The organism is Micromonospora arida (assembly GCF_003857035.1).
GTDB classification, from domain to species: domain Bacteria; phylum Actinomycetota; class Actinomycetes; order Mycobacteriales; family Micromonosporaceae; genus Micromonospora; species Micromonospora arida.
Genome location: NZ_QGSY01000277.1, coordinates 1 through 17,449, shown reverse-complemented (window position 1 = coordinate 17,449; position 17,449 = coordinate 1). Strand labels below are relative to the sequence as shown.

Here is a 17,449-nt window from a genome sequence, read left to right as displayed (position 1 = left end):
GAGGGCGGGTGAGGGGGGTCAGCGCGGGGTGCGCTTGTGGTTGGTGACGCCGGTGGTGATGCGCACCGTGGTGCCGGCGGTGCCGGTGACGACCTCCATCGCGTCGGTCAGCTCTCGGGCCAGCCAGAGGCCCCAGCCGCCGGCGGTGTCCGGGGCGGGCCGACTGCGGTCGCCCAACCGTTGCGGGCTGATCCCGTGCCCGTGATCGGCGACCTCGCAGACCAGCAGACCCGACTCGTGCCAGAGCCGCAGCCAGCCGCGCCCGCCGCCGTGCCGAACCGCGTTGGTGATCAATTCGTTGATCGCGAGCACGAAGTCGTCCAGCCGTTGGCCGCTGAGACCCGAGGCATGCGCGCAGGAGGTGACCGAGTGTCGAATCTCGGTCACCTGGGCCTGGTCAAAGGCTTCGGCGATCAGGAGGGCAGGTTCGATGGGCACAACCGTACGCGGTGCGTGCGGGTCTGCGTTCGTCATGGGCCCGTCCCGGCGGCGCATCTCGGAGTATTTCGCGGCTTTTCCACCGTACGTCAGGGTTTCCCGAACCGCACTCGCTGCTCGCCGTGCACCGACCCGGTTGTGGCATCCTGACCGCCATGCCGTCGCCGCCGGGTGGGTTCGAGGTGCCGCTGTGGCGTGCCCTCACCGTGTTCAGGCTGGCCTCCCTGGCGTACGTCTGCGCGCTCGCGGTGCGCGACGCCGACCGGTACGCCCACCCGTACGCCGTCGGCGCCCTGATCCTGCTGATGATCGCCTGGACCGGCGCGACCGCGATCGGGTACGCCCGACCGGCCTGGCGGCGCTGGCCGCTGCTGCTGGCCGACCTCGGTGTGGTCGTGGCCATCGTGCTGGCCACCCCGTGGGTGGTCGGCCGGACGGCGCTCACCAACGGCGTACCCACCCTGGGGGTGGCCTGGATGGCCGGCCCGGTGCTGGCCTGGGCCGTCTCCGGCGGCCGGCGGCGAGGCACGGTCGCCGCGCTGCTGGTCGCCGGCGCGGACCTGGCCACCCGGGAGCGGATCGGCCAGTCCTCGTTCACCGGGGTGATCCTGATGCTGCTCGCCGGAGTGGTGGTCGGGCACGTGGCCCGGCTCGCGGTGAGCGCCGAGGAGCGGTTGCAGCGTGCGGTGGAGCTGGAGGCCGCCACCCGGGAGCGGGAGCGGCTGGCCCGGGACATTCACGACTCGGTGCTCCAGGTGCTGGCGCTGGTGCAACGGCGCGGCGCCGACCTGCCCGGGGAGGCCGGCGAGCTGGCCCGGCTGGCCGGCGAGCAGGAGGTTGCCCTGCGGGCGCTGATCGCCGGCACCGGTCCGGCCGCCGCGAGCCTCCCGGACGGCGGCGAGGCGGTGGACCTGCGGACCCTGCTCGGCCGGTACGCCTCGGCGGCGGTGGCGCTCTCCGCCCCGGCCACCCCGGTGCCGTTGCCCCGACGGGTGGCCGGAGAGTTGGCCGCCGCGACCGGCGCGGCTCTGGACAACGTGGGGCGGCACGCCGGTGGGCGGGCCTGGGTGCTGATCGAGGACGAGGGGGCGACGGTGACCGTGTCGATCCGTGACGAGGGGCCGGGCATCCCGGACGGTCGGCTGGACGAGGCGGCCGCCCAGGGTCGGCTCGGCGTGACCCAGTCGATCCGGGGCCGGGTGGCCGACGTGGGCGGCACGGTTCGGATCGTCTCCGCCCCCGAGGCGGGCACCGAGATCGAGCTGAGCGTGCCGAGGTCACCGCGGTGAACCCGATCCGCGTGATGGTGGTGGACGACCATCCGATGTGGCGGGAGGGCGTGGCCCGCGACCTGACCGAGGCCGGTTTCCTGGTGGTGGCGACCAGCGGCGAGGGACGACAGGCCGTCCGGGTGGCCGCCGCCGCCCGGCCCGACGTCGTCGTCCTCGACCTGCAACTACCCGACATCTCCGGCGTCGAGGTGATCCTGGGGTTGCGCGCGGCACTGCCCGCCGTACGGGTGCTGATGCTCAGCGCCAGCGGCGAACAGCAGAGCGTGCTGGACGCGGTCAAGGCCGGGGCCACCGGTTACCTGGTGAAGTCGACAGCGCCCGCCGAGTTCCTGGAGGCGGTGCACCGCACGGCGGCCGGCGACACGGTCTTCACCCCCGGCCTGGCCGGGCTGGTGCTCGGTGAGTACCGCCGGCTGGCCGCCGGACCGGGGCGGGGGACCGGCCCGGTCGGCGCTGCCGAACCCCCGACGCCCCAGCTCACCGAACGGGAGACGGAGGTGCTGCGGCTGGTGGCGAAGGGGATGTCGTACAAGCAGATCGCCCAGCGGCTCGGCCTGTCGCACCGCACGGTGCAGAACCACGTGCAGAACACCCTGGGCAAGCTGCAACTGCACAACCGGGTCGAGCTGACCCGGTACGCGATCGAACGCGGTCTGGACGACTGAGCGGACGTCAGACCGAGCGCGGCGGCTCCGTCTCGTGGATGGCCAGCTCCTCGGCGGTCGCTCCGCCCCCGGCCGATCCGGCGTCGTACGCCACCGAGTCGGTCTCCTGGTCGGTGTGCGACCCCTCGTCCGGTTCCACCAGCCGGCCCACCGTGGCGTCGGCCACCGTGCCGAGCTGACCGTGGTCGTAGAGGGAGACCGGTGAGTTCGGGTCCGAGGTCGGCCCGGGATCCATCACGTCGGCGTCCAGCTGAGCCTCCGCCGCGGCTTCCAGGTTGTCCGCCTCGAAGGCGATCTTCGGGTCGATGGTGCCGGCCAGCGGGTCGTCCGCCGGGCGCTCGTAGACCTCGCGGTCGAGCTTGTAGTCCAACGACTCACCGTCGAGCTGCTCCTCGGCGGTCGTGCCGAACCGGTCCACCGCCACCGGCGTCCGGTCGCCGGGCAGTTGGGCCGGATCCGGGCCGTCCGCCTCGCGCCCGGTGAGGACGTCGTCGTTGGCGGTCGAGTCGTCATCAGCGGTGTCGGGCAGGCCTTGCGCCTCGGTGTCGGACACGGGGGTCGGGTACTCGTTGTCGCGCATGTCTGATCACTACCCGCTGCCCTGCCGCCATAACCGGGCGGCCCCCGGCGGTACGTCGCCGAACCGGGCGCCGACGGCGAAAGCCCCGTCAGGAGGCCTCGTCGTCGGGGTGCAGCACACACCAGACGACTTTGCCGTCCGGTACGGCACTGCTGCCCCAGCGACGGGTCACCGTGTCGATCAATAGCAGGCCCCGGCCGCCGGCACGGTTCGGCGGGGAGATCCCGGCGAAGGTCGGTTGACGCGGGGAGTGGTCGCGAACCGCCAGGTGCAGGGTGGTCTCCCGGGGTGCCAGCCGAACCGTCATCGGGGTCCGGGCGTGCGCCACCACGTTGTTGACCATCTCGGTGATCGCGATGCACGCCGGGTCGGTGAGCGTCGGCATGCCCCAGCGTTCGCAACCAGTGGTGACCAGCTCGCGTGCCTGCCGGGCGGCTCCGACCGCCGGAGCCAGTTCGGCGGTGAGCACCGCCGCCAGTGGCGTCGCCGCCACAGCGGCCAGCGCCCCGTCGAGCGTCGGCCAGGCCGGCACTCCGGCGAGCGCGGCGTCCGGATGGGCGGGCCCGTCGACCGCCGGGTCACACAGCAGCAGGTCCGCAGCGGGCCAGTCGGCGACCTCCCGGCGTACGTCGGCGAAGACGCCGCGCCCGGTCGGGTCGACGACCCGCAGGCCGGTCACGTCGGCCACCACCGGGCCGGGCCGGGCCAGCAGACGGGCGAGCAGCGCGCCTCGTACCGCCTCGGCGCTGGCGGCATCGAGCACACCGGTCAGCCGGACCACCGCTGACGACTCGTCGACTTCCACGAGACAGCTCGACATGATCGCCCCATTGTGCGCGCCGGTGACGGTCAGCGCATTCGGGCGCTCGACATCGGCCATCAGCGGTCCGACCGGGAGCGGCGGTTGATGGCCGCCAGGGTGCCGACAGCGGTGCCGGCGGCGGCCAGACCGAACGCGGCGGTCATCCGCACCAACTGCCGCCGCCGACCGTGCCAGCCACCGTCCTGGCGCGCCGGAGCATCGGCGTGGAACACGTTGCCGCTGCTGTCCACCCGGGCGCCCGGGCCGAACTGGGTGCGGTGGGCGTACCAGCCGAGGGTGCGCTCGACCAGGGCGGGCGCCAGCCGCCACTGCAGGCCGATCAGCCGCGCCGCGCCGCCGGCGTACGCCTCGCGGCGAGGCCGGCGCAGCAGCCGGACGATGGTCTCGGCGACCACCTCCGGCGGGTAGATCGGAGGAGGCGGCATCAGCTCCCGGCCGCTGTGGTTGCCGGTGTGCCGGAAGAACGGGGTGTCGATCGTGGCCGGCAGCACGGTACAGACGGAGATGTGACCGCGACCGGTGACCCGCAGCTCCTGTCGCACCGTGTCGGCCAGCCCGCGGATGCCGTGCTTGGAGGCGTTGTACGCCGACTGGTACGGCATGGCCACCTCGGCCAGCACCGAGGCGTTGTTGACCAGCACACCACCACCGGCGGCGCCCAGGTAGGGCAGTGCCGCCTTGATGCCGTGCACCGCCCCGAGCAGGTTGACCTCCAGCACCCGGCGGAACTCGGCGACCGGGATCTCGTCGAACAGGCCCACGGCGCTCACCGCGGCGTTGTTCACCCAGGCGTCGATCCGGCCGAACTCGGCCGCCGCCTGCTCGGCCAGCCTCCGCACCGACTCCAGGTCGGTGACGTCGGTCGGTACGACCAGCGCCCGGCCGCCCAACTCCCGGCACCGCTGCGCGACCTGTAGCAGGGCCGGCTCGCTGCGGGCGGCCAGCACGACGGCGGCACCCCGGCGGGCCAGTGCGTACGCGGTCGCCGTGCCGATGCCGCTGGACGCGCCGGTGATCACCACGGTCGAATCGTCGAGACTGCGGGTCAGCGGCATTCCTGAGCGGTACCCCCGGCCGGGCCTGGTCACACCGACGGCAGCTTGTCGATCATCGTCGAACCGTGCTGTCGCGTGTCACCTGTGCTTGCCGTGGCGCAAGTGTCGGTGGCACTCGCACGGACTCTTCCTGATCTGCCAGGTTTCGGCTCAGCGTCGCGGGGTTAATGGGACGCTCTGACCGGGAGGACCACCGCCGAGGAAAGATCGCAGGGAGGTGACCCATGCGCGTCGGCCTCGTCTGCGCGCACGCCAGTTCCTACCGCCACGCCGACGGCCCGCCGGTCGGCACCCGACAGCACACCGCGAGGGTCGCCGCCGAGCTGGCCGAGCGAGGCCATGACGTCCGGCTCTACGTACGCCGCGACGACCCGACGCTGCCGGCGACGATGAACGTCGACGGCTACCAGGTGCACCAGGTGCCCGCCGGCCCGCCCACCCCGCTACCCACCGTCGAGCTGATCCCGTACGTGACGGAGGTCGGCCGGTGGCTGGCCGACGAGTGGTCGGGTTCCTGGCGGCCCGAGGTGGTGCACGGGCACTACTGGGTCGGTGGCCTGGCCGCCGCGCACGCCGTTCGGGAGACCGACGTTCCGGTGGTGCAGACGTTCCACTCGCTCGGCATCGAGCAGCTGCGTCACCTGGGCGGCCACTACGACGGGCCGGGGCAGCGGATCACGCTGGAGCGCGCATTGACCAGGGCGGTCGACATCGCCGTGGCCCAGTCCAACGACGAGGTCGACGAGCTGACCCGGATGGGTCTGCAACGCAGCTCCGTCGCGTTGGTGCCGGCCGGCGTCGACATCGACCTGTTCCACCCCGACGGCGAGGCAGCACCGCGCGAACAGCGGCCCCGCATCCTCTCCGTGGGCTCGCTGGCCGCCGGGCACGGCCAGGAGGACCTGATCCGGGCGATGCGGCTGGTCGGTGACGCCGAGCTGGTGATCGCCGGTGGGCCGCCGGCCGACCAGTTGGCCAACCACGCCGAGGCACGACGGCTGCGCGAGCTGGCCGAACAGCTCGGCGTCGTCGACCAGGTACGGCTCGTCGGGGCGGTGCCGCACGACCAGATGGCCACCTGGTACCGGTCGGCCGACGTGGTCGCCTGCACGCCGCACTACTCCTCGGCCGGGCGGGTCTCGCTGGAGGCGATGGCCTGCGGGGTGCCGGTGATCGGCTACGCGATGGGCGGCCTGGCGGACGCCGTCGTCGACGAGGTCACCGGCCGCCTGGTGCCCCCCGGTGACGTACGGGCACTCGGAGTGTCGCTGCGCAGGCTGCTCGCCGACAACGCCGGTCGGTTCGCCTACGGGCACGCCGCGGTGGACCGGGTGCGCAGCAGCTACACCTGGGAGCGGACCGCCGGTGCGTTGGAGCGCCTCTACGAACGGGTGGTGAGCCGCCGCAAGCCGGTCGAGGCCTGAGTCGGCGGTGCGGCGACACCTTGTCGCGCCGACCACCGACCGGCCGCGCTGGCCGAGGTCGCCGTGGTGCGGTGCCGGATGGTCAGCCGGGCCGGCCGGCACCGACCATGGCGGGGTCCCGACGGCGTGCCACCGAGCGGTGTTGCTGCGGCTCGGCGTACCGGGTCAGGCCGATGACCGCGGCCAGGGTCACCAGGAAGCCGACCGCGGCCAGCCACTCCCGCCCCGGCCAGATCTTGTCGTTGAGCAGCAGCAGGCCGACGATCGCGGCCGGCACCGCACCGGCGGCGTCCATCGCGGCGACAGCGGCGGTCGTCGAGCCGCGCTGCATGGCCAGACCGAGCAGCAACTGGCCCACGATCGAGTGGGCGATCAGCAGGTAGAACAGTGGGTCGGCGAGGAACGCCTCGGCGGACGGCGCGGACGCCAGCGGCCGGGCGGCGACCGCGGCCGAGCTGAACGCCAGCCCGGCCAGTGAGCCGAGGGCCACCGAACCCGGCGCCCCGTGCAGCCGGACGGCGAAGAAACCGAGCACCGCGATCACGCCCAGCGCCACCAGCAGGGCGATCGAACCGGCGGTGCCGAGCTGCTTCGACGGCGCCGGCCGGGCGGACAGCACCAGCGCGGTGATCCCCGCGAAGAGCAGCGCCAGCAGCACCACCTCCGCCGCCGGCAGCCGCCACTTCAGCACCAGCACCCCGAGGATTGCGGTCACCCCGAGCCCGGCGGCCACGCTGGCCTGCACGAGGAACAGCGGCAGGTCCCGCCGGGCCAGGAAGGCGAGCACGAAACCGCCGATCTGACAGCCGAGACCGATCAGGTACGTCCGGTGCCCGGCGAGGCGCAGCAGCAGGCCCGGATCGAATGTGTGGTGGACCGTGGTGCGCGCCGCCGCCACCGACTGGAGCAGGTTGGCGAAGCCGTACGCGACGATCATCGCCGCGAGAAAACACCAACCGGAGGAGACCACCTGGCGAGGATAGAGGTTGCCGGGGGTCAGCGCGCGGCTGGTCGATCGAGGCGGGCGAGGATGTCGGCGTGCAGCACACCGTTGGTGGCCACCACGCTGCTGTCGGTGCCCGGAGCGCCGGCGGGGGCCGGTTGTCCGGCCAGATCCGTGACCGTGCCACCCGCCTCCGTGAGGATCGGCACCAGCGCCGCCACGTCCCACACCGACAACTCCGGCTCGGCCATCACGTCCAGTGCCCCCTCGGCCAACAGCATGTAGCCGTAGAAGTCGCCGTACGCCCGGCTGCGCCAGCTGTCCCGCATCAGATCGAGCACGGCGTCGAGCCGCCCGGCTTCCTCCCACCCGTTCAGGGACGAGTAGCAGAAGCTGGCATCCGCGACCCCACGCACCGCGGACACGCCGATCCGCTCGCCGGCCGCGGGGCCCGGCCCGGCGTACGCCCCCGCACCCGCGCTGGCCCACCAGCGTCGTCCGAGCGCTGGTGCGGACACCACGCCGACCGCCGGCAGGTCGCCGTCGTAGAGCGCGATCAAGGTGGCCCAGATCGGCACGCCACGGACGAAGTTCTTGGTGCCGTCGATCGGATCGATGATCCACCGGCGGCCGTTCGGGTTGGCCGACGACTGCGCGCCGTACTCCTCACCGAGCAGCCCGTCGGCCGGTCGGTGCTCGGCCAGCAGGGCACGGATCTCCCGCTCCACGGCGGTGTCCGCGTCGGAGACCGGGGTCAGGTCGGGCTTCGCCTCGACGCGCAGGTCGAGCGCGCGGAATCGGGCCGTGGCGATGGCGTCGGCCCGGTCGGCGAGCAGATGGGCGAGGGCGAGGTCGTCGGCGTACCCGGTCATGCCGGCAACCTAGCCCACACCCGTCGGGTCACTCGTCGGGGCCGCGCCGGTCACCCTCGCCGGGGCCGCGCTGGTCGCTGTCGCCGCGCGAGTCACCCTCGCCGGCCCGGGAGGCGAGCAACCGACGGTACGAGGCCAGCCGGCGCGGGTCGGCCTTACCGGCGGCCACCCAGGCGTCCAGACCACACTCGGCCTCGTCGGCCGTGTGGGGGCAGTTCGGCGGGCAGTCGACGGTGCCCTCGACAAGGTCCGGAAAACCGTGCAGCAGGCTGTCGGCCGAGACGTGCGCCAACCCGAAGCTGCGGATCCCGGGGGTGTCGATGATCCAGCCCGGGTCGGTGTCGATCCCGGGCACCGGTGGCAACCGCAGCGCCACCGCGCTGGTCGAGGTGTGCCGGCCCCGACCGATCGCGCTGACCACGCCGACCGCGCGCAGCGCGTCCGGAACGAGGCGGTTGACCAGCGTCGACTTGCCCACCCCGGAGTGCCCGACCAGCACCGACACCTTGCCGCTCAGCAGCGCGCGGAGCGCGTCGAGGTCGGAGTCGGGGCGGTTGAGCACGTAGGGCAGCTCCAGCTCGGTGTAGTAGCCGAGCACCTCCTCCGGCCCGGCCAGGTCGGCCTTCGTGAGGCAGAGCAGCGGCTCGACGTCCGCGTCGTACGCGGCCACCAGGCAGCGGTCGATGAACCCGGTGCGCGGCGGTGGGTCGGCCAACGCGCTGACGATCACCAACTGGTCCGCGTTGGCCACCACGACCCGTTCCAGCCGGCCCTCGGCGGTGGTCTCGTCGTCGTCGGCGGTGCGGCGCAGCACCGAGCGGCGTTCGGCGATCCGGACGATGCGGGCGAGAGCGCCCTCCGCGCCGGAGGTGTCGCCGACCAGGCTGACCCGGTCACCGACCACCACCGACTTGCGGCCCAACTCGCGGGCCCGCATGGCGGTGACGGTGGGCAGCTCGGCACCGACCACGCCGCGTTCGGCCCCGGAGAGCACACAGGTGTAGCGCCCCCGGTCGACGGCGATGACGAACCCGTCGACCGCGTCGGCGTGCTGCGGGCGGGTGCGCGTACGCGGGCGCGACGACTTTCCGGGCCGGACCCGCACGTCGTCCTCGTCGTACTCCCGCCGTTTGGTCGCCAGGACCTGTCCTCTTCTCGCGTCAGCTCTTGCCGGTCACCATCGCTGACCATAGTGCCGGGAACTCGGGCATGGTCTTGGAGGTACACCCCACGTCGTCCACCTCGATGCCCGGAACGGCCAGCCCGGCCACCGCGGCGGCGTGCGCCATCCGGTGGTCGTGGTAGGTGCGGAAGACCCCGCCGCGCAGCGGTCGGGGCCGGATCTCCAACCCGTCCGGTGTTTCGGTGATGTCCGCGCCGAGCCCGCCGAACTCCCGCGCGAGCGCGGCGAGCCGGTCTGTCTCGTGCCCACGGATGTGCCCGACGCCGGTGAACACCGACGGCGAGTCGGCCAGCATGGCCATCGCGGTCAGCACGAGGGTCAGCTCGCCGACGTCGGACAGGTCGGCGGTCAGGCCGTGCACCACGCCGGTGCCACGGACGGTCAGCCCGTTGGTGGTGAGGGTGACCTCACCGCCCATCCGCTGTAGCAGCGAGCGGAGTTTCTCGACCGGCTGCGCGCTGCTGTGCGGCCAACCCTGCAAGGTGACCTCGCCGCCGGTGACCAGGGCGGCGGCGAAGAACGGCACGGCACCGGAGAGGTCCGGCTCGATGTCCCAGCCGCGCCCGGCGAGCGGGCCGGGCTCGACGGCCCAGACGTCGGGGGTGCTGTCGTCGACCGCCGCGCCAGCGGCCCGCAGCATCTGCACAGTCATCCGAAGGTGCGGCGCGGAGGGCACCGGCGGGCCGACGTGGCGGACCACGACGCCCCGGTCGAAGCGCGGGGCGGCCAGCAACAACCCGGAGACGAGCTGACTGGAGGCGGACGCGTCGATCACGACCTCGCCGCCGGTGATCCGGCCGGTGCCGAGGACGGTCAGCGGCAGGCTGCCGGTGCCGGTGACGTCGATCCGGACACCCAACGAGCGCAGCGCGCCGACCAGCGGGCCGAGTGGCCGGGTGCGCACGTACGGGTCACCGTCGAAGGTGACCTGCCCGTCGGCCAGGCCCGCCACCGGTGGCACGAACCGCATCACGGTGCCGGCCAGCCCGACGTCGACGTGGGCAGGGCCGGCCAGCGGGTGCGGTCGGACCAGCCAGCGCTCGTCGTCGCTGATCGAGACGTGCGCGCCCATCGCCCGCAGGCCGGCGGCCATCAACTCGGTGTCACGGGCGCGCAGTGGCCGGGCCAGCGTCGACGGGCCGGCGGCCAGCGCGCTGAGCACCAGGGCCCGGGCGGTCATCGATTTGGAACCAGGCAGGCGCAGCGTCGCCGCCACCGGGTCGGATGCGGTCGGTGCGGTCCACGGCTGCGGCGGCCGGGTCGCGGTCAGGTTGCCCACGGTTACATTCTGCCGTGTCGGCGGGCGGGCGGCGGCGCCCGGCGCTCGTGCTCCCGGTTGGCGGGACAGCCGACGGGGCCTCCGACGCGTTAGCGTGTGCCCCATGTGCGGCAGGTACGCGACGACCCGGAGCTCCGGCGAGCTGAGCGCGCTGTTCGAGTCGTCCGACGACTCCGACGGCCTGGTCCGGGCGGACCACAACGTCGCGCCGACCGACCCGGTGCCGCTGGTCCGGGTCAGCCCGGAGGGGCACCGCAGCCTCTGTGTCGGCCGCTGGGGTCTGCTGCCGCACTGGTCCCGGTCCGCCTCGGGAGCCGCCCGGATGATCAACGCGCGGGCGGAGACGGTGGCCACCAGCCGGGCGTACGCCGGCTCCTTCTCCCGTCGCCGATGCCTGGTCCCGGCGGACGGCTGGTACGAGTGGGTCCGGCTGCCCGACGGCGGGCGACAGGCGTACTTCATGACCCCCCGGGACGGCTCGGTGCTCGCGCTGGCCGGCATCTGGTCGGTCTGGGAGTCCGACGCAGAGACCCGGCTCACCTTCAGCGTGCTGACCACCGCGGCGCTCGGCGACCTGGCCGAGGTGCACGACCGGATGCCGGTGCTGCTGCCCCCCGAGCGGTGGTCGTCGTGGCTCGCACCGACCGACGAGCCTGGGCGGCTGCTCACTCCGGCGTCGACGGAGCAGTTGGCGGGGTTGGAGATCCGCCCGGTGGGTGCGGCGGTGGGAGACGTTCGTAACGACGGGCCACAGCTGACCGCGCGGGTGGCGGTGGCGCCGACGGTGTCACCGCAGGAGCTGACCCTGTTCTGACGCCGCAGTGCATTGTCGGCCGCCGATTTGCCAGGGTTCCGCGCGATTCGTCTCCTGGCTGTTCAGTCATGTTCCCGGCAGACCCTTGTCCCGGTGTTGTGAAGTGCGATAGAACACAGCGCCGGTAGTGGCTGTCGGTCCGCACGGGGCGGACGACGTCCACAGCTTTTGCCGGTCCCACGGGGGAGGTGGGTGGATGACACGGGCACGTATGCCGCGCCCGCACGAGGTGGCAGCGGCGCGGCGAGATCCGCGACTGCTGCGGGCCGTGCGAGAACGGCGACAGGACGACGCTTGGCGCACCAGAGGAGCCTGCCAGAGCGTCGATCCGGAGACATTCTTTCCGGCACCGAACGAGCCGGCGGACGCTGCCGTCGCGCTGTGTCGCAGTTGTGACGTGCAGGGGTCCTGCCTGGCCTGGGCCCTTGACGTCGGTGACTGCCACGGCGTGTGGGGCGGCACCACGCCGCGGGAACGACGGGCGATGCTGGTCGCCTGGCGCGGCGAGGTCGAACCCGATCCGGACGCCATCGACGACGCCGGCCCGCCGGTGCGCGATCGCCTGCTCGCCCTGGTCCCGCTGAGCTGATCGGCGGCCCGGTTCGCACCCGACGCCCGTCCGGCGGCGCAGAATAGGCCGGTGCCAGCCAGCAACGAGATCGACACCCCGCGCGGTCCGGCGTGGATCGACACCGACCTGCCGGTCCGCCCGGCAACCGCCCTGCTCGTCCTCGGGCACGGCGCGGGCGGCAGCGTCGACGCGCCCGACCTGCTCGCGGTCCGGGACGCGTCGGTGGCGGCCGGCCTGGCGGTGGTCCGGGTGACGCAGCCCTACCGGGTCGCCGGTCGACGTGCGCCGGCACCGGCAGGTCACCTCGACGAGGCCTGGACGGCGGTGCTCGCCGAGCTGCGTGCCCGGCACGCCGACGTGCCGACGGTGGTGGTCGGTGGGCGTTCCAGCGGCGCACGGGTGGCCTGTCGGACGGCCCGTGCGGTGAGCGCGGTCGGCGTGGTCGCGTTGGCCTTTCCACTGCACCCGCCCGGCCGGCCGGAACGCTCGCGCGCCGCTGAACTGGGCACCGGCCTGCCGACGTTGGTCGTGAACGGCGACCGGGATCCGTTCGGCACACCGGAGCCGGGACCGGCCGTGCAGGTGGTGAGCCGTCCCGGTGAGACGCACGACCTGCGCCGGGATCCGGCCGGCACCGCCGCCGCCGTTCGCGACTGGCTGTCCGCCCAGGGCTGGGCGGCCAGCTGACCCGTCGCGGCCGGCGCGCCGGGGCGACCGTTTCCGGCGCGCGCACGGGTCGTTGCATCCGATGGTGCCGCCGGCCCGAGCAGGGCCGGTGACACCAGTCCTCCCAGGCCCTTCCTGGTCCCAGCGCCGGCCGCCGTCGGGGCCGGGACCAGGAACGGGGAGGGCCGGCCGGAATGCCCCAGTGGTCATCTCGCGTTACTACCCCCGGACGACTTTTCTGTGAGGGGGTGACCGGTGCCAACCGAGACACGAAGCCTGGAACGGGACGAGCGGGACGCCCGGCAGCTGAAGCGGCTGCTGGATGGCCCGGAGTGGCCCGCGACGGCGGGACCGGGCGGGGTGGGTGCGGTGAGCACGGGCACACCGGCCGGAAGTGAATCTGCGGGCAGGTCCGTGCGCGTATCCTCGGCGGGAAAGCATCCGACGCGAGGGGATGTGCGGTTGACCACCGAGAAGACGGACGAGCGCAGGGCCCGATTCGAGCGGGACGCGATGCCATTCGTCGATCAGCTCTACGCTGCTGGGCTGCGGATGACACGCAACCCGGCGGATGCCGAGGACCTGGTCCAGGAGACGTACCTGAAGGCGTACGCGGCCTTCCACCAGTTTGAGCAGGGCACGAACCTGAAGGCCTGGCTCTACCGGATCCTGACCAACACCTACATCAACTCCTACCGCAAGCGGCAGCGCCAGCCGATCCAGGCGCCCACCGAGGAGATCACCGACTGGCAGCTCGCCGAGGCCGAGTCGCACACCTCGAGCGGGTTGCGCTCGGCCGAGACGGAGGCACTGGACCGGCTGCCGGACAGTGACGTCAAGGAGGCCCTCCAGCAGTTGCCGGAGGAGTTCCGCCTGGCCGTCTACCTCACCGATGTCGAGGGCTTCTCCTACAAGGAGGTCGCGGACATCATGGGCACGCCGATCGGCACCGTGATGTCGCGTCTGCACCGGGGCCGTCGTAATCTGCGCAAGCTGCTCGAGCGTTACGCCGGGGAGCGGGGCTTCAGTGCGGCCCGCTCGGCGAAGGGCTCGACTGCCGCTGCCGGCCGGGAGGTGTGACGTGAGCTGTGGGGAGCCGCACGAGACGGACTGCCGCGAAGTGCTCGCGGAGGTGTATCTCTACCTGGATCTGGAGTGCGCCGACGAACGTCGCTCGCTGATCCGGCACCACCTGGACGAGTGCGGGCCCTGCCTGCGCGAGTACGGGCTGGAGCAGGAGGTGCGGGCGTTGGTGGCGCGTTGCTGTGGCAACGAGACCGCGCCGGATGAGCTGCGTGAGCGGCTGCGGGTCAAGCTCACCGAGCTGGTGGTCTTCGAGACCAGCGACTCCCGTGAGCTGGCCGACTGATCGTCTGAGCTGGCCGACCGAGCGTCGGCACGAGCTGGCAAGACCGGTGGCCCGGGTCGATGTCGACCCGGGCCACCGGTGTACCCGGCCTCGGCCGGGTCGAGCTGAGCGGCGACGGGCAACCGGCCCGTCGACCCGTTCAGGAGTTGGGACGCTTGCCGTGGTTCGCGGCGTTCTTCTTACGAGCCTTCTTCTTCCGGGACTTCTTCGCCATGCTGACCTCCTCGTGATGGGTCGGATCCGTCCTGCGCACGACCTCGGCGCGGATGCGGCCACCGGCGGTCCGGCGTCGGGTCCGACCCGCTGATGGTAGTGCGGTCGACACCCGCCGCCTTCCCCAGGGCGGGCCTGTCATCCCGGCTGTGCCGCTGCCCGCCCATCGCCGGTCGACGCATGATTGGATACATCGGCAGGCACGTCGCGAAGAGGGAGGGCCTGGACATGGCCGAGGAGATCCGCGCCGAGATGGTGGCCAACGTCTGGAAGGTCGTCGCCACTGCGGGTGACACGGTGGCCGAGGGTGACACCCTGGTGATCCTCGAGTCGATGAAGATGGAGATCCCGGTCGTCGCCGAGTCCGACGGTGTGCTCCAGAAGCTCGTCGTCAACGAGGGCGACGTCGTGCAGGACGGTGACCTGATCGCCGTGATCGCTTGACCGGGTTGCGGGTCCGTCCGGCCGAGTCGGTCGACTTCCCGGCGGTGGCCCGGCTGACCGTGGCCGCGTACGAGGCGGACGGCCAGCTCAAGGGCGAGCACGGGTACGGCGAGGTGCTGGCCGACGTGTCGACCCGAGCCGCCAGTGGCGAGGTTCTGGTCGCGGTCGACGAGGTGACCGGGGCGGTGCTCGGGTCGGTCACGTTCGTGCTGCCGGGCACCCCGTTCGCCGAGCTGGCCGGGCCGGGCGAGGCGGAGTTCCGGATGCTCGCGGTCGACCCGGGCGCTCAGGGGCGGGGTGTGGGTGCCGCACTGGTCGAGGCGTGTGTCGACCGGGCGGCCGGGCTGGGTTGCACGGCGGTGGTGATCTGCGTCCGGGCCGGGATGGCCGATCCGGCGCACCGGCTCTACTCGCGGCGCGGCTTCGTCCGTTCGCCGGAGAAGGACTGGTCACCGCTGCCGGGTGTGGACCTGCTCGGCCTTCGGCTGGAGCTTACGCGCGGCTGAGCCGGCAACCGACGAGCCCGGACCGGCACGATCACCCCGGTCAGGCGTTGGGCCGCGTGCCGATGGCGGCCAGCAGTTCGTCGGCCACCTCCAGGGCGAGCTTGCGGCGTTCGTCGTCGCTGATGTGCGGCGCGCGGACCGCGAACCAGCTGGTGTGCACCGCAAAGATTGACAGCGCGGCGCGCAGCTGGGCGGCGGGGGATTCATCGCCTCGGCAGAGCGCGTCGGCCAGCTCCAACATCCGACCGCGCATCTTCTTACCGGAGGAGAGGCTCTTGAGCGCGGTCTGGTTCTGCTCGAAGAAGCGCATCACCGACGGCTGAGTGCCGTCGAACATCGTGTCGGCGTACCGGGAGATCAGCTCGCGTCGGGTGGCCAGGGTGGCGGGCTGGGTGGCGGCCCAGGCGATCAGTGCGTCCATCCCCTCCAGCCGGTCCTCGACGAAGCTGGCGACGATGTCGTCCTTGCTCTTGAAGTGGTAATAGAGCGCGGCCTTGGTGACGTTGAGGCGCTCGGCGATTTCCCGGAGCGAGGTCTTCTCGTACCCCTGCTCGGTGAAGAGTTCGAGCGCGACGGCCTTGATCCGTTCCCGCGTTCCGCCGCCTGTGCTCTCGCTCACGCAAACCCTCCAAATGGCTTGACCGTTACTCGTACCCAACTTACCGTGCGGCTAGTAAGGTGACTAGCCGGGCGGCAAGTAAGTACGGCAATCTTCGGGGGAGCTTACCCATGACTCAGGCAACCCAGGCCGGCACGCGACCCAACAACATCCGGGTCGTGCTGTTCGGGCTGATGATCGCGATGATGCTCGCGATGCTCGACAACATGATCGTCAGCACCGCGTTACCGCGGATCGTCGGCGAGTTCGGCGGGCTCAACCACTTCACCTGGGTGGTTACCGCGTACGTCCTGGGCACCACCGTCTCCACCCCGATCTGGGGCAAGCTCGGTGACCTCTACGGCCGCAAGTCGGTCTTCCTGACCTCGGTCGTCGTCTTCCTGGTCGGCTCCGCCCTCTGTGGCATGGCCGGCTCCGGGATGCTCGGCGGCCCAGAGGACGGCATGGTCCAGCTCATCGCCTTCCGGGCCGTGCAGGGCCTCGGCGCCGGCGGCCTCATGGTCGGCGTGATGGCGATCATCGGTGACCTGGTCCCGCCCCGCGAGCGCGGGCGCTACCAGGGCATGATCGCCGGCATCATGGCCATCGCCATGGTCGCCGGCCCGCTGGCCGGCGGATTCATCACCGACCACCTCTCCTGGCGCTGGGCGTTCTACGTGAACCTGCCGCTGGGCGGAATCGCGCTGCTCGTGCTGATCACCACCATGCACCTGCCGAAGTACCGCACCGAGCACCGGATCGACTGGCTCGGCGCCGGGCTGCTCTCGGTCGGCATCACCGCGATCGTGCTCATCACCACCTGGGGCGGCAACGAGTACGACTGGACGTCGCCGCAGATCCTCGGCCTGGCCGTGCTGGCCGTCGTCGCGTTGGTGGCGTTCGGCCTGGTGGAACGCCGGGTCCAGGAGCCGATCCTGCCGCTGGCGCTCTTCGCCAACCGCAACTTCGCGCTGATCTCGGTGATCGGCTTCCTGCTCGGCTTCGCGATGTTCGGCGCGATGAACTTCCTGCCGCTCTACCAGCAGACCGTGCAGGGGGCGTCGGCCACCAACAGCGGTCTGCTGCTTCTGCCGCTGATGTTCGGCATGCTGGTCGTCTCGCTGGTCATCGGCCGGGCGATCACCCGCAACGGCAGGTACCGGGCGTACCCGATCATCGGTGGTGTGGTGATGACCGCGGGCATGGCGCTGCTGTCCATGCTCGACACCGACACCAGCAAGCTGATGTCCTCGCTCTACATGATCGTGCTCGGCGTCGGCATGGGCTTCCTCATGCAGACGTCGATGCTGATCGCGCAGAACAGCGTGGAGCAGAAGGACCTCGGCGCGGCCAGTGGCGCGGCCACCTTCTTCCGGTCGATCGGCGGTTCGTTCGGCATCTCGCTGTTCGGCGCGATCTTCGCCAACCGGCTGGCCAGCTCCGAGGGCGGTCGGGCCTTCGGTGGCGGCGAGGCCGGCACCGGGTTGGACCTGGAGAAGCTCAAGGAGCTGCCCGCCCAGGCGCGCGAGGCGGTGCTCGGTGGTCTCTCCGACGCCATCTCGCACGTCTTCCTCTGGGCGGTGCTGTTCACCATCGTGATCCCGGTGCTCGCCTGGTTCATCAAGGAGATCCCGCTGCGCACCGCGAACGAGGCGCCGCCGCAGGCCACCCCGGAGGAGGACGCCGAGGTCGCCCTCGGCGTCCTCCTCCGGGG

General features: G+C 72.2%; 21 protein-coding genes. 11 read left to right on the top strand and 10 right to left on the bottom strand.

Going from position 1 to position 17,449, the window contains the following annotated elements; all coding sequences use genetic code 11:
- Window positions 1–18: 18 nt before the first annotated feature.
- Entirely contained in the window at window positions 19–474 is a 456-nt protein-coding gene (locus DLJ58_RS28215) for an ATP-binding protein (RefSeq protein WP_124860808.1), read from the bottom strand.
- A 119-nt stretch (window positions 475–593) separates the two neighbouring features.
- Here DLJ58_RS28215 and macS point away from each other — a divergent pair, with 119 nt between their 5' ends.
- Both macS and DLJ58_RS28205 read left to right on the top strand, forming a co-directional pair.
- Window positions 594–1,727 (top strand): MacS family sensor histidine kinase, encoded by a 1,134-nt coding sequence (macS, locus tag DLJ58_RS28210; RefSeq protein WP_124860806.1) that lies wholly within the window; start codon window positions 594–596, stop codon window positions 1,725–1,727.
- Between the two features lie 14 nt (window positions 1,728–1,741).
- Window positions 1,742–2,395, top strand: coding sequence for a response regulator (locus DLJ58_RS28205; RefSeq protein WP_124860810.1), 654 nt, complete (start codon window positions 1,742–1,744; stop codon window positions 2,393–2,395).
- Between the two features lie 7 nt (window positions 2,396–2,402).
- Here DLJ58_RS28205 and DLJ58_RS28200 read toward each other — a convergent pair whose 3' ends face one another.
- The 3 genes from DLJ58_RS28200 to DLJ58_RS28190 form a co-directional block, all read right to left on the bottom strand.
- Window positions 2,403–2,975 (bottom strand): DUF5709 domain-containing protein, encoded by a 573-nt coding sequence (locus DLJ58_RS28200; RefSeq protein WP_112583682.1) that lies wholly within the window; start codon window positions 2,973–2,975, stop codon window positions 2,403–2,405.
- An 88-nt stretch (window positions 2,976–3,063) separates the two neighbouring features.
- A complete protein-coding gene (locus DLJ58_RS28195; protein WP_124860804.1) occupies window positions 3,064–3,855 on the bottom strand; it encodes an ATP-binding protein in 792 nt (263 codons plus the stop codon).
- Window positions 3,855–4,853, bottom strand: a complete 999-nt coding sequence (locus DLJ58_RS28190) for an SDR family oxidoreductase (RefSeq protein ID WP_124860802.1) — start codon at window positions 4,851–4,853, stop codon at window positions 3,855–3,857. Before DLJ58_RS28190 ends, DLJ58_RS28195 begins: the two co-directional genes overlap by 1 nt.
- Before the next feature lie 224 nt (window positions 4,854–5,077).
- Between DLJ58_RS28190 and DLJ58_RS28185 the strand changes: the two genes are divergently transcribed.
- Complete coding sequence (locus DLJ58_RS28185) at window positions 5,078–6,277, top strand: glycosyltransferase (protein WP_124860800.1); 1,200 nt, start codon at window positions 5,078–5,080, stop codon at window positions 6,275–6,277.
- Window positions 6,278–6,359: 82 nt separating this feature from the next.
- On the opposite strand, the gene DLJ58_RS28180 is transcribed toward DLJ58_RS28185, so the two are convergent.
- The 4 genes from DLJ58_RS28180 to aroA are packed head-to-tail and all read right to left on the bottom strand — an operon-like array spanning window position 6,360 to window position 10,554.
- A complete protein-coding gene (locus tag DLJ58_RS28180) occupies window positions 6,360–7,214 on the bottom strand; it encodes a hypothetical protein (protein ID WP_225855223.1) in 855 nt (284 codons plus the stop codon).
- A 59-nt stretch (window positions 7,215–7,273) separates the two neighbouring features.
- Window positions 7,274–8,092 carry a histidinol-phosphatase gene (gene hisN / locus DLJ58_RS28175; protein ID WP_124860798.1) on the bottom strand — a complete coding sequence of 273 codons (819 nt, stop codon included), beginning with the start codon at window positions 8,090–8,092 and terminating at the stop codon, window positions 7,274–7,276.
- A gap of 28 nt (window positions 8,093–8,120) precedes the next feature.
- Entirely contained in the window at window positions 8,121–9,197 is a 1,077-nt protein-coding gene (gene rsgA, locus DLJ58_RS28170; RefSeq protein ID WP_091406102.1) for a ribosome small subunit-dependent GTPase A, read from the bottom strand.
- A gap of 55 nt (window positions 9,198–9,252) precedes the next feature.
- Complete coding sequence (gene aroA / locus DLJ58_RS28165; protein WP_124860796.1) at window positions 9,253–10,554, bottom strand: 3-phosphoshikimate 1-carboxyvinyltransferase; 1,302 nt, start codon at window positions 10,552–10,554, stop codon at window positions 9,253–9,255.
- A gap of 103 nt (window positions 10,555–10,657) precedes the next feature.
- Between aroA and DLJ58_RS28160 the strand changes: the two genes are divergently transcribed.
- The 5 genes from DLJ58_RS28160 to rsrA all read left to right on the top strand — a co-directional run bounded on the left by DLJ58_RS28160 (window position 10,658) and on the right by rsrA (window position 13,974).
- Window positions 10,658–11,368, top strand: coding sequence for an SOS response-associated peptidase (locus DLJ58_RS28160; RefSeq protein ID WP_124860794.1), 711 nt, complete (start codon window positions 10,658–10,660; stop codon window positions 11,366–11,368).
- 196 nt (window positions 11,369–11,564) lie between these two features.
- Complete coding sequence (locus DLJ58_RS28155; protein ID WP_124860792.1) at window positions 11,565–11,957, top strand: WhiB family transcriptional regulator; 393 nt, start codon at window positions 11,565–11,567, stop codon at window positions 11,955–11,957.
- 51 nt (window positions 11,958–12,008) lie between these two features.
- Entirely contained in the window at window positions 12,009–12,626 is a 618-nt protein-coding gene (locus DLJ58_RS28150) for an alpha/beta hydrolase family protein (protein WP_124860790.1), read from the top strand.
- A gap of 234 nt (window positions 12,627–12,860) precedes the next feature.
- Window positions 12,861–13,685, top strand: a complete 825-nt coding sequence (locus tag DLJ58_RS28145; RefSeq protein WP_112583674.1) for a sigma-70 family RNA polymerase sigma factor — start codon at window positions 12,861–12,863, stop codon at window positions 13,683–13,685.
- 1 nt (window position 13,686) lies between these two features.
- Window positions 13,687–13,974 carry a mycothiol system anti-sigma-R factor gene (gene rsrA / locus DLJ58_RS28140; RefSeq protein WP_030336658.1) on the top strand — a complete coding sequence of 96 codons (288 nt, stop codon included), beginning with the start codon at window positions 13,687–13,689 and terminating at the stop codon, window positions 13,972–13,974.
- A 139-nt stretch (window positions 13,975–14,113) separates the two neighbouring features.
- Here the strand turns inward: rsrA and DLJ58_RS35235 are convergent, their stop codons facing one another.
- Window positions 14,114–14,188: a 50S ribosomal protein bL37 gene (locus DLJ58_RS35235; protein ID WP_372433306.1), complete on the bottom strand. Its 75-nt coding sequence runs from the start codon at window positions 14,186–14,188 to the stop codon at window positions 14,114–14,116.
- A 221-nt stretch (window positions 14,189–14,409) separates the two neighbouring features.
- Here DLJ58_RS35235 and DLJ58_RS28130 point away from each other — a divergent pair, with 221 nt between their 5' ends.
- Together DLJ58_RS28130 and DLJ58_RS28125 are read left to right on the top strand one after the other, a co-directional pair.
- The gene (locus DLJ58_RS28130; protein WP_208741375.1) at window positions 14,410–14,631 is read left to right on the top strand and encodes a biotin/lipoyl-binding carrier protein; all 222 of its coding nucleotides are present in this window, start codon (window positions 14,410–14,412) and stop codon (window positions 14,629–14,631) included.
- Window positions 14,628–15,137: a GNAT family N-acetyltransferase gene (locus DLJ58_RS28125; protein WP_124860786.1), complete on the top strand. Its 510-nt coding sequence runs from the start codon at window positions 14,628–14,630 to the stop codon at window positions 15,135–15,137. Before DLJ58_RS28130 ends, DLJ58_RS28125 begins: the two co-directional genes overlap by 4 nt.
- A gap of 40 nt (window positions 15,138–15,177) precedes the next feature.
- Here DLJ58_RS28125 and DLJ58_RS28120 read toward each other — a convergent pair whose 3' ends face one another.
- Window positions 15,178–15,756 carry a TetR/AcrR family transcriptional regulator gene (locus tag DLJ58_RS28120; RefSeq protein WP_124860784.1) on the bottom strand — a complete coding sequence of 193 codons (579 nt, stop codon included), beginning with the start codon at window positions 15,754–15,756 and terminating at the stop codon, window positions 15,178–15,180.
- 110 nt (window positions 15,757–15,866) lie between these two features.
- On the opposite strand from DLJ58_RS28120, the gene DLJ58_RS28115 reads away from it, so the two are divergent.
- On the top strand, window positions 15,867–17,449 hold a 1,583-nt coding region (locus tag DLJ58_RS28115), incomplete at its 3' end, for an MDR family MFS transporter (RefSeq protein WP_244219161.1).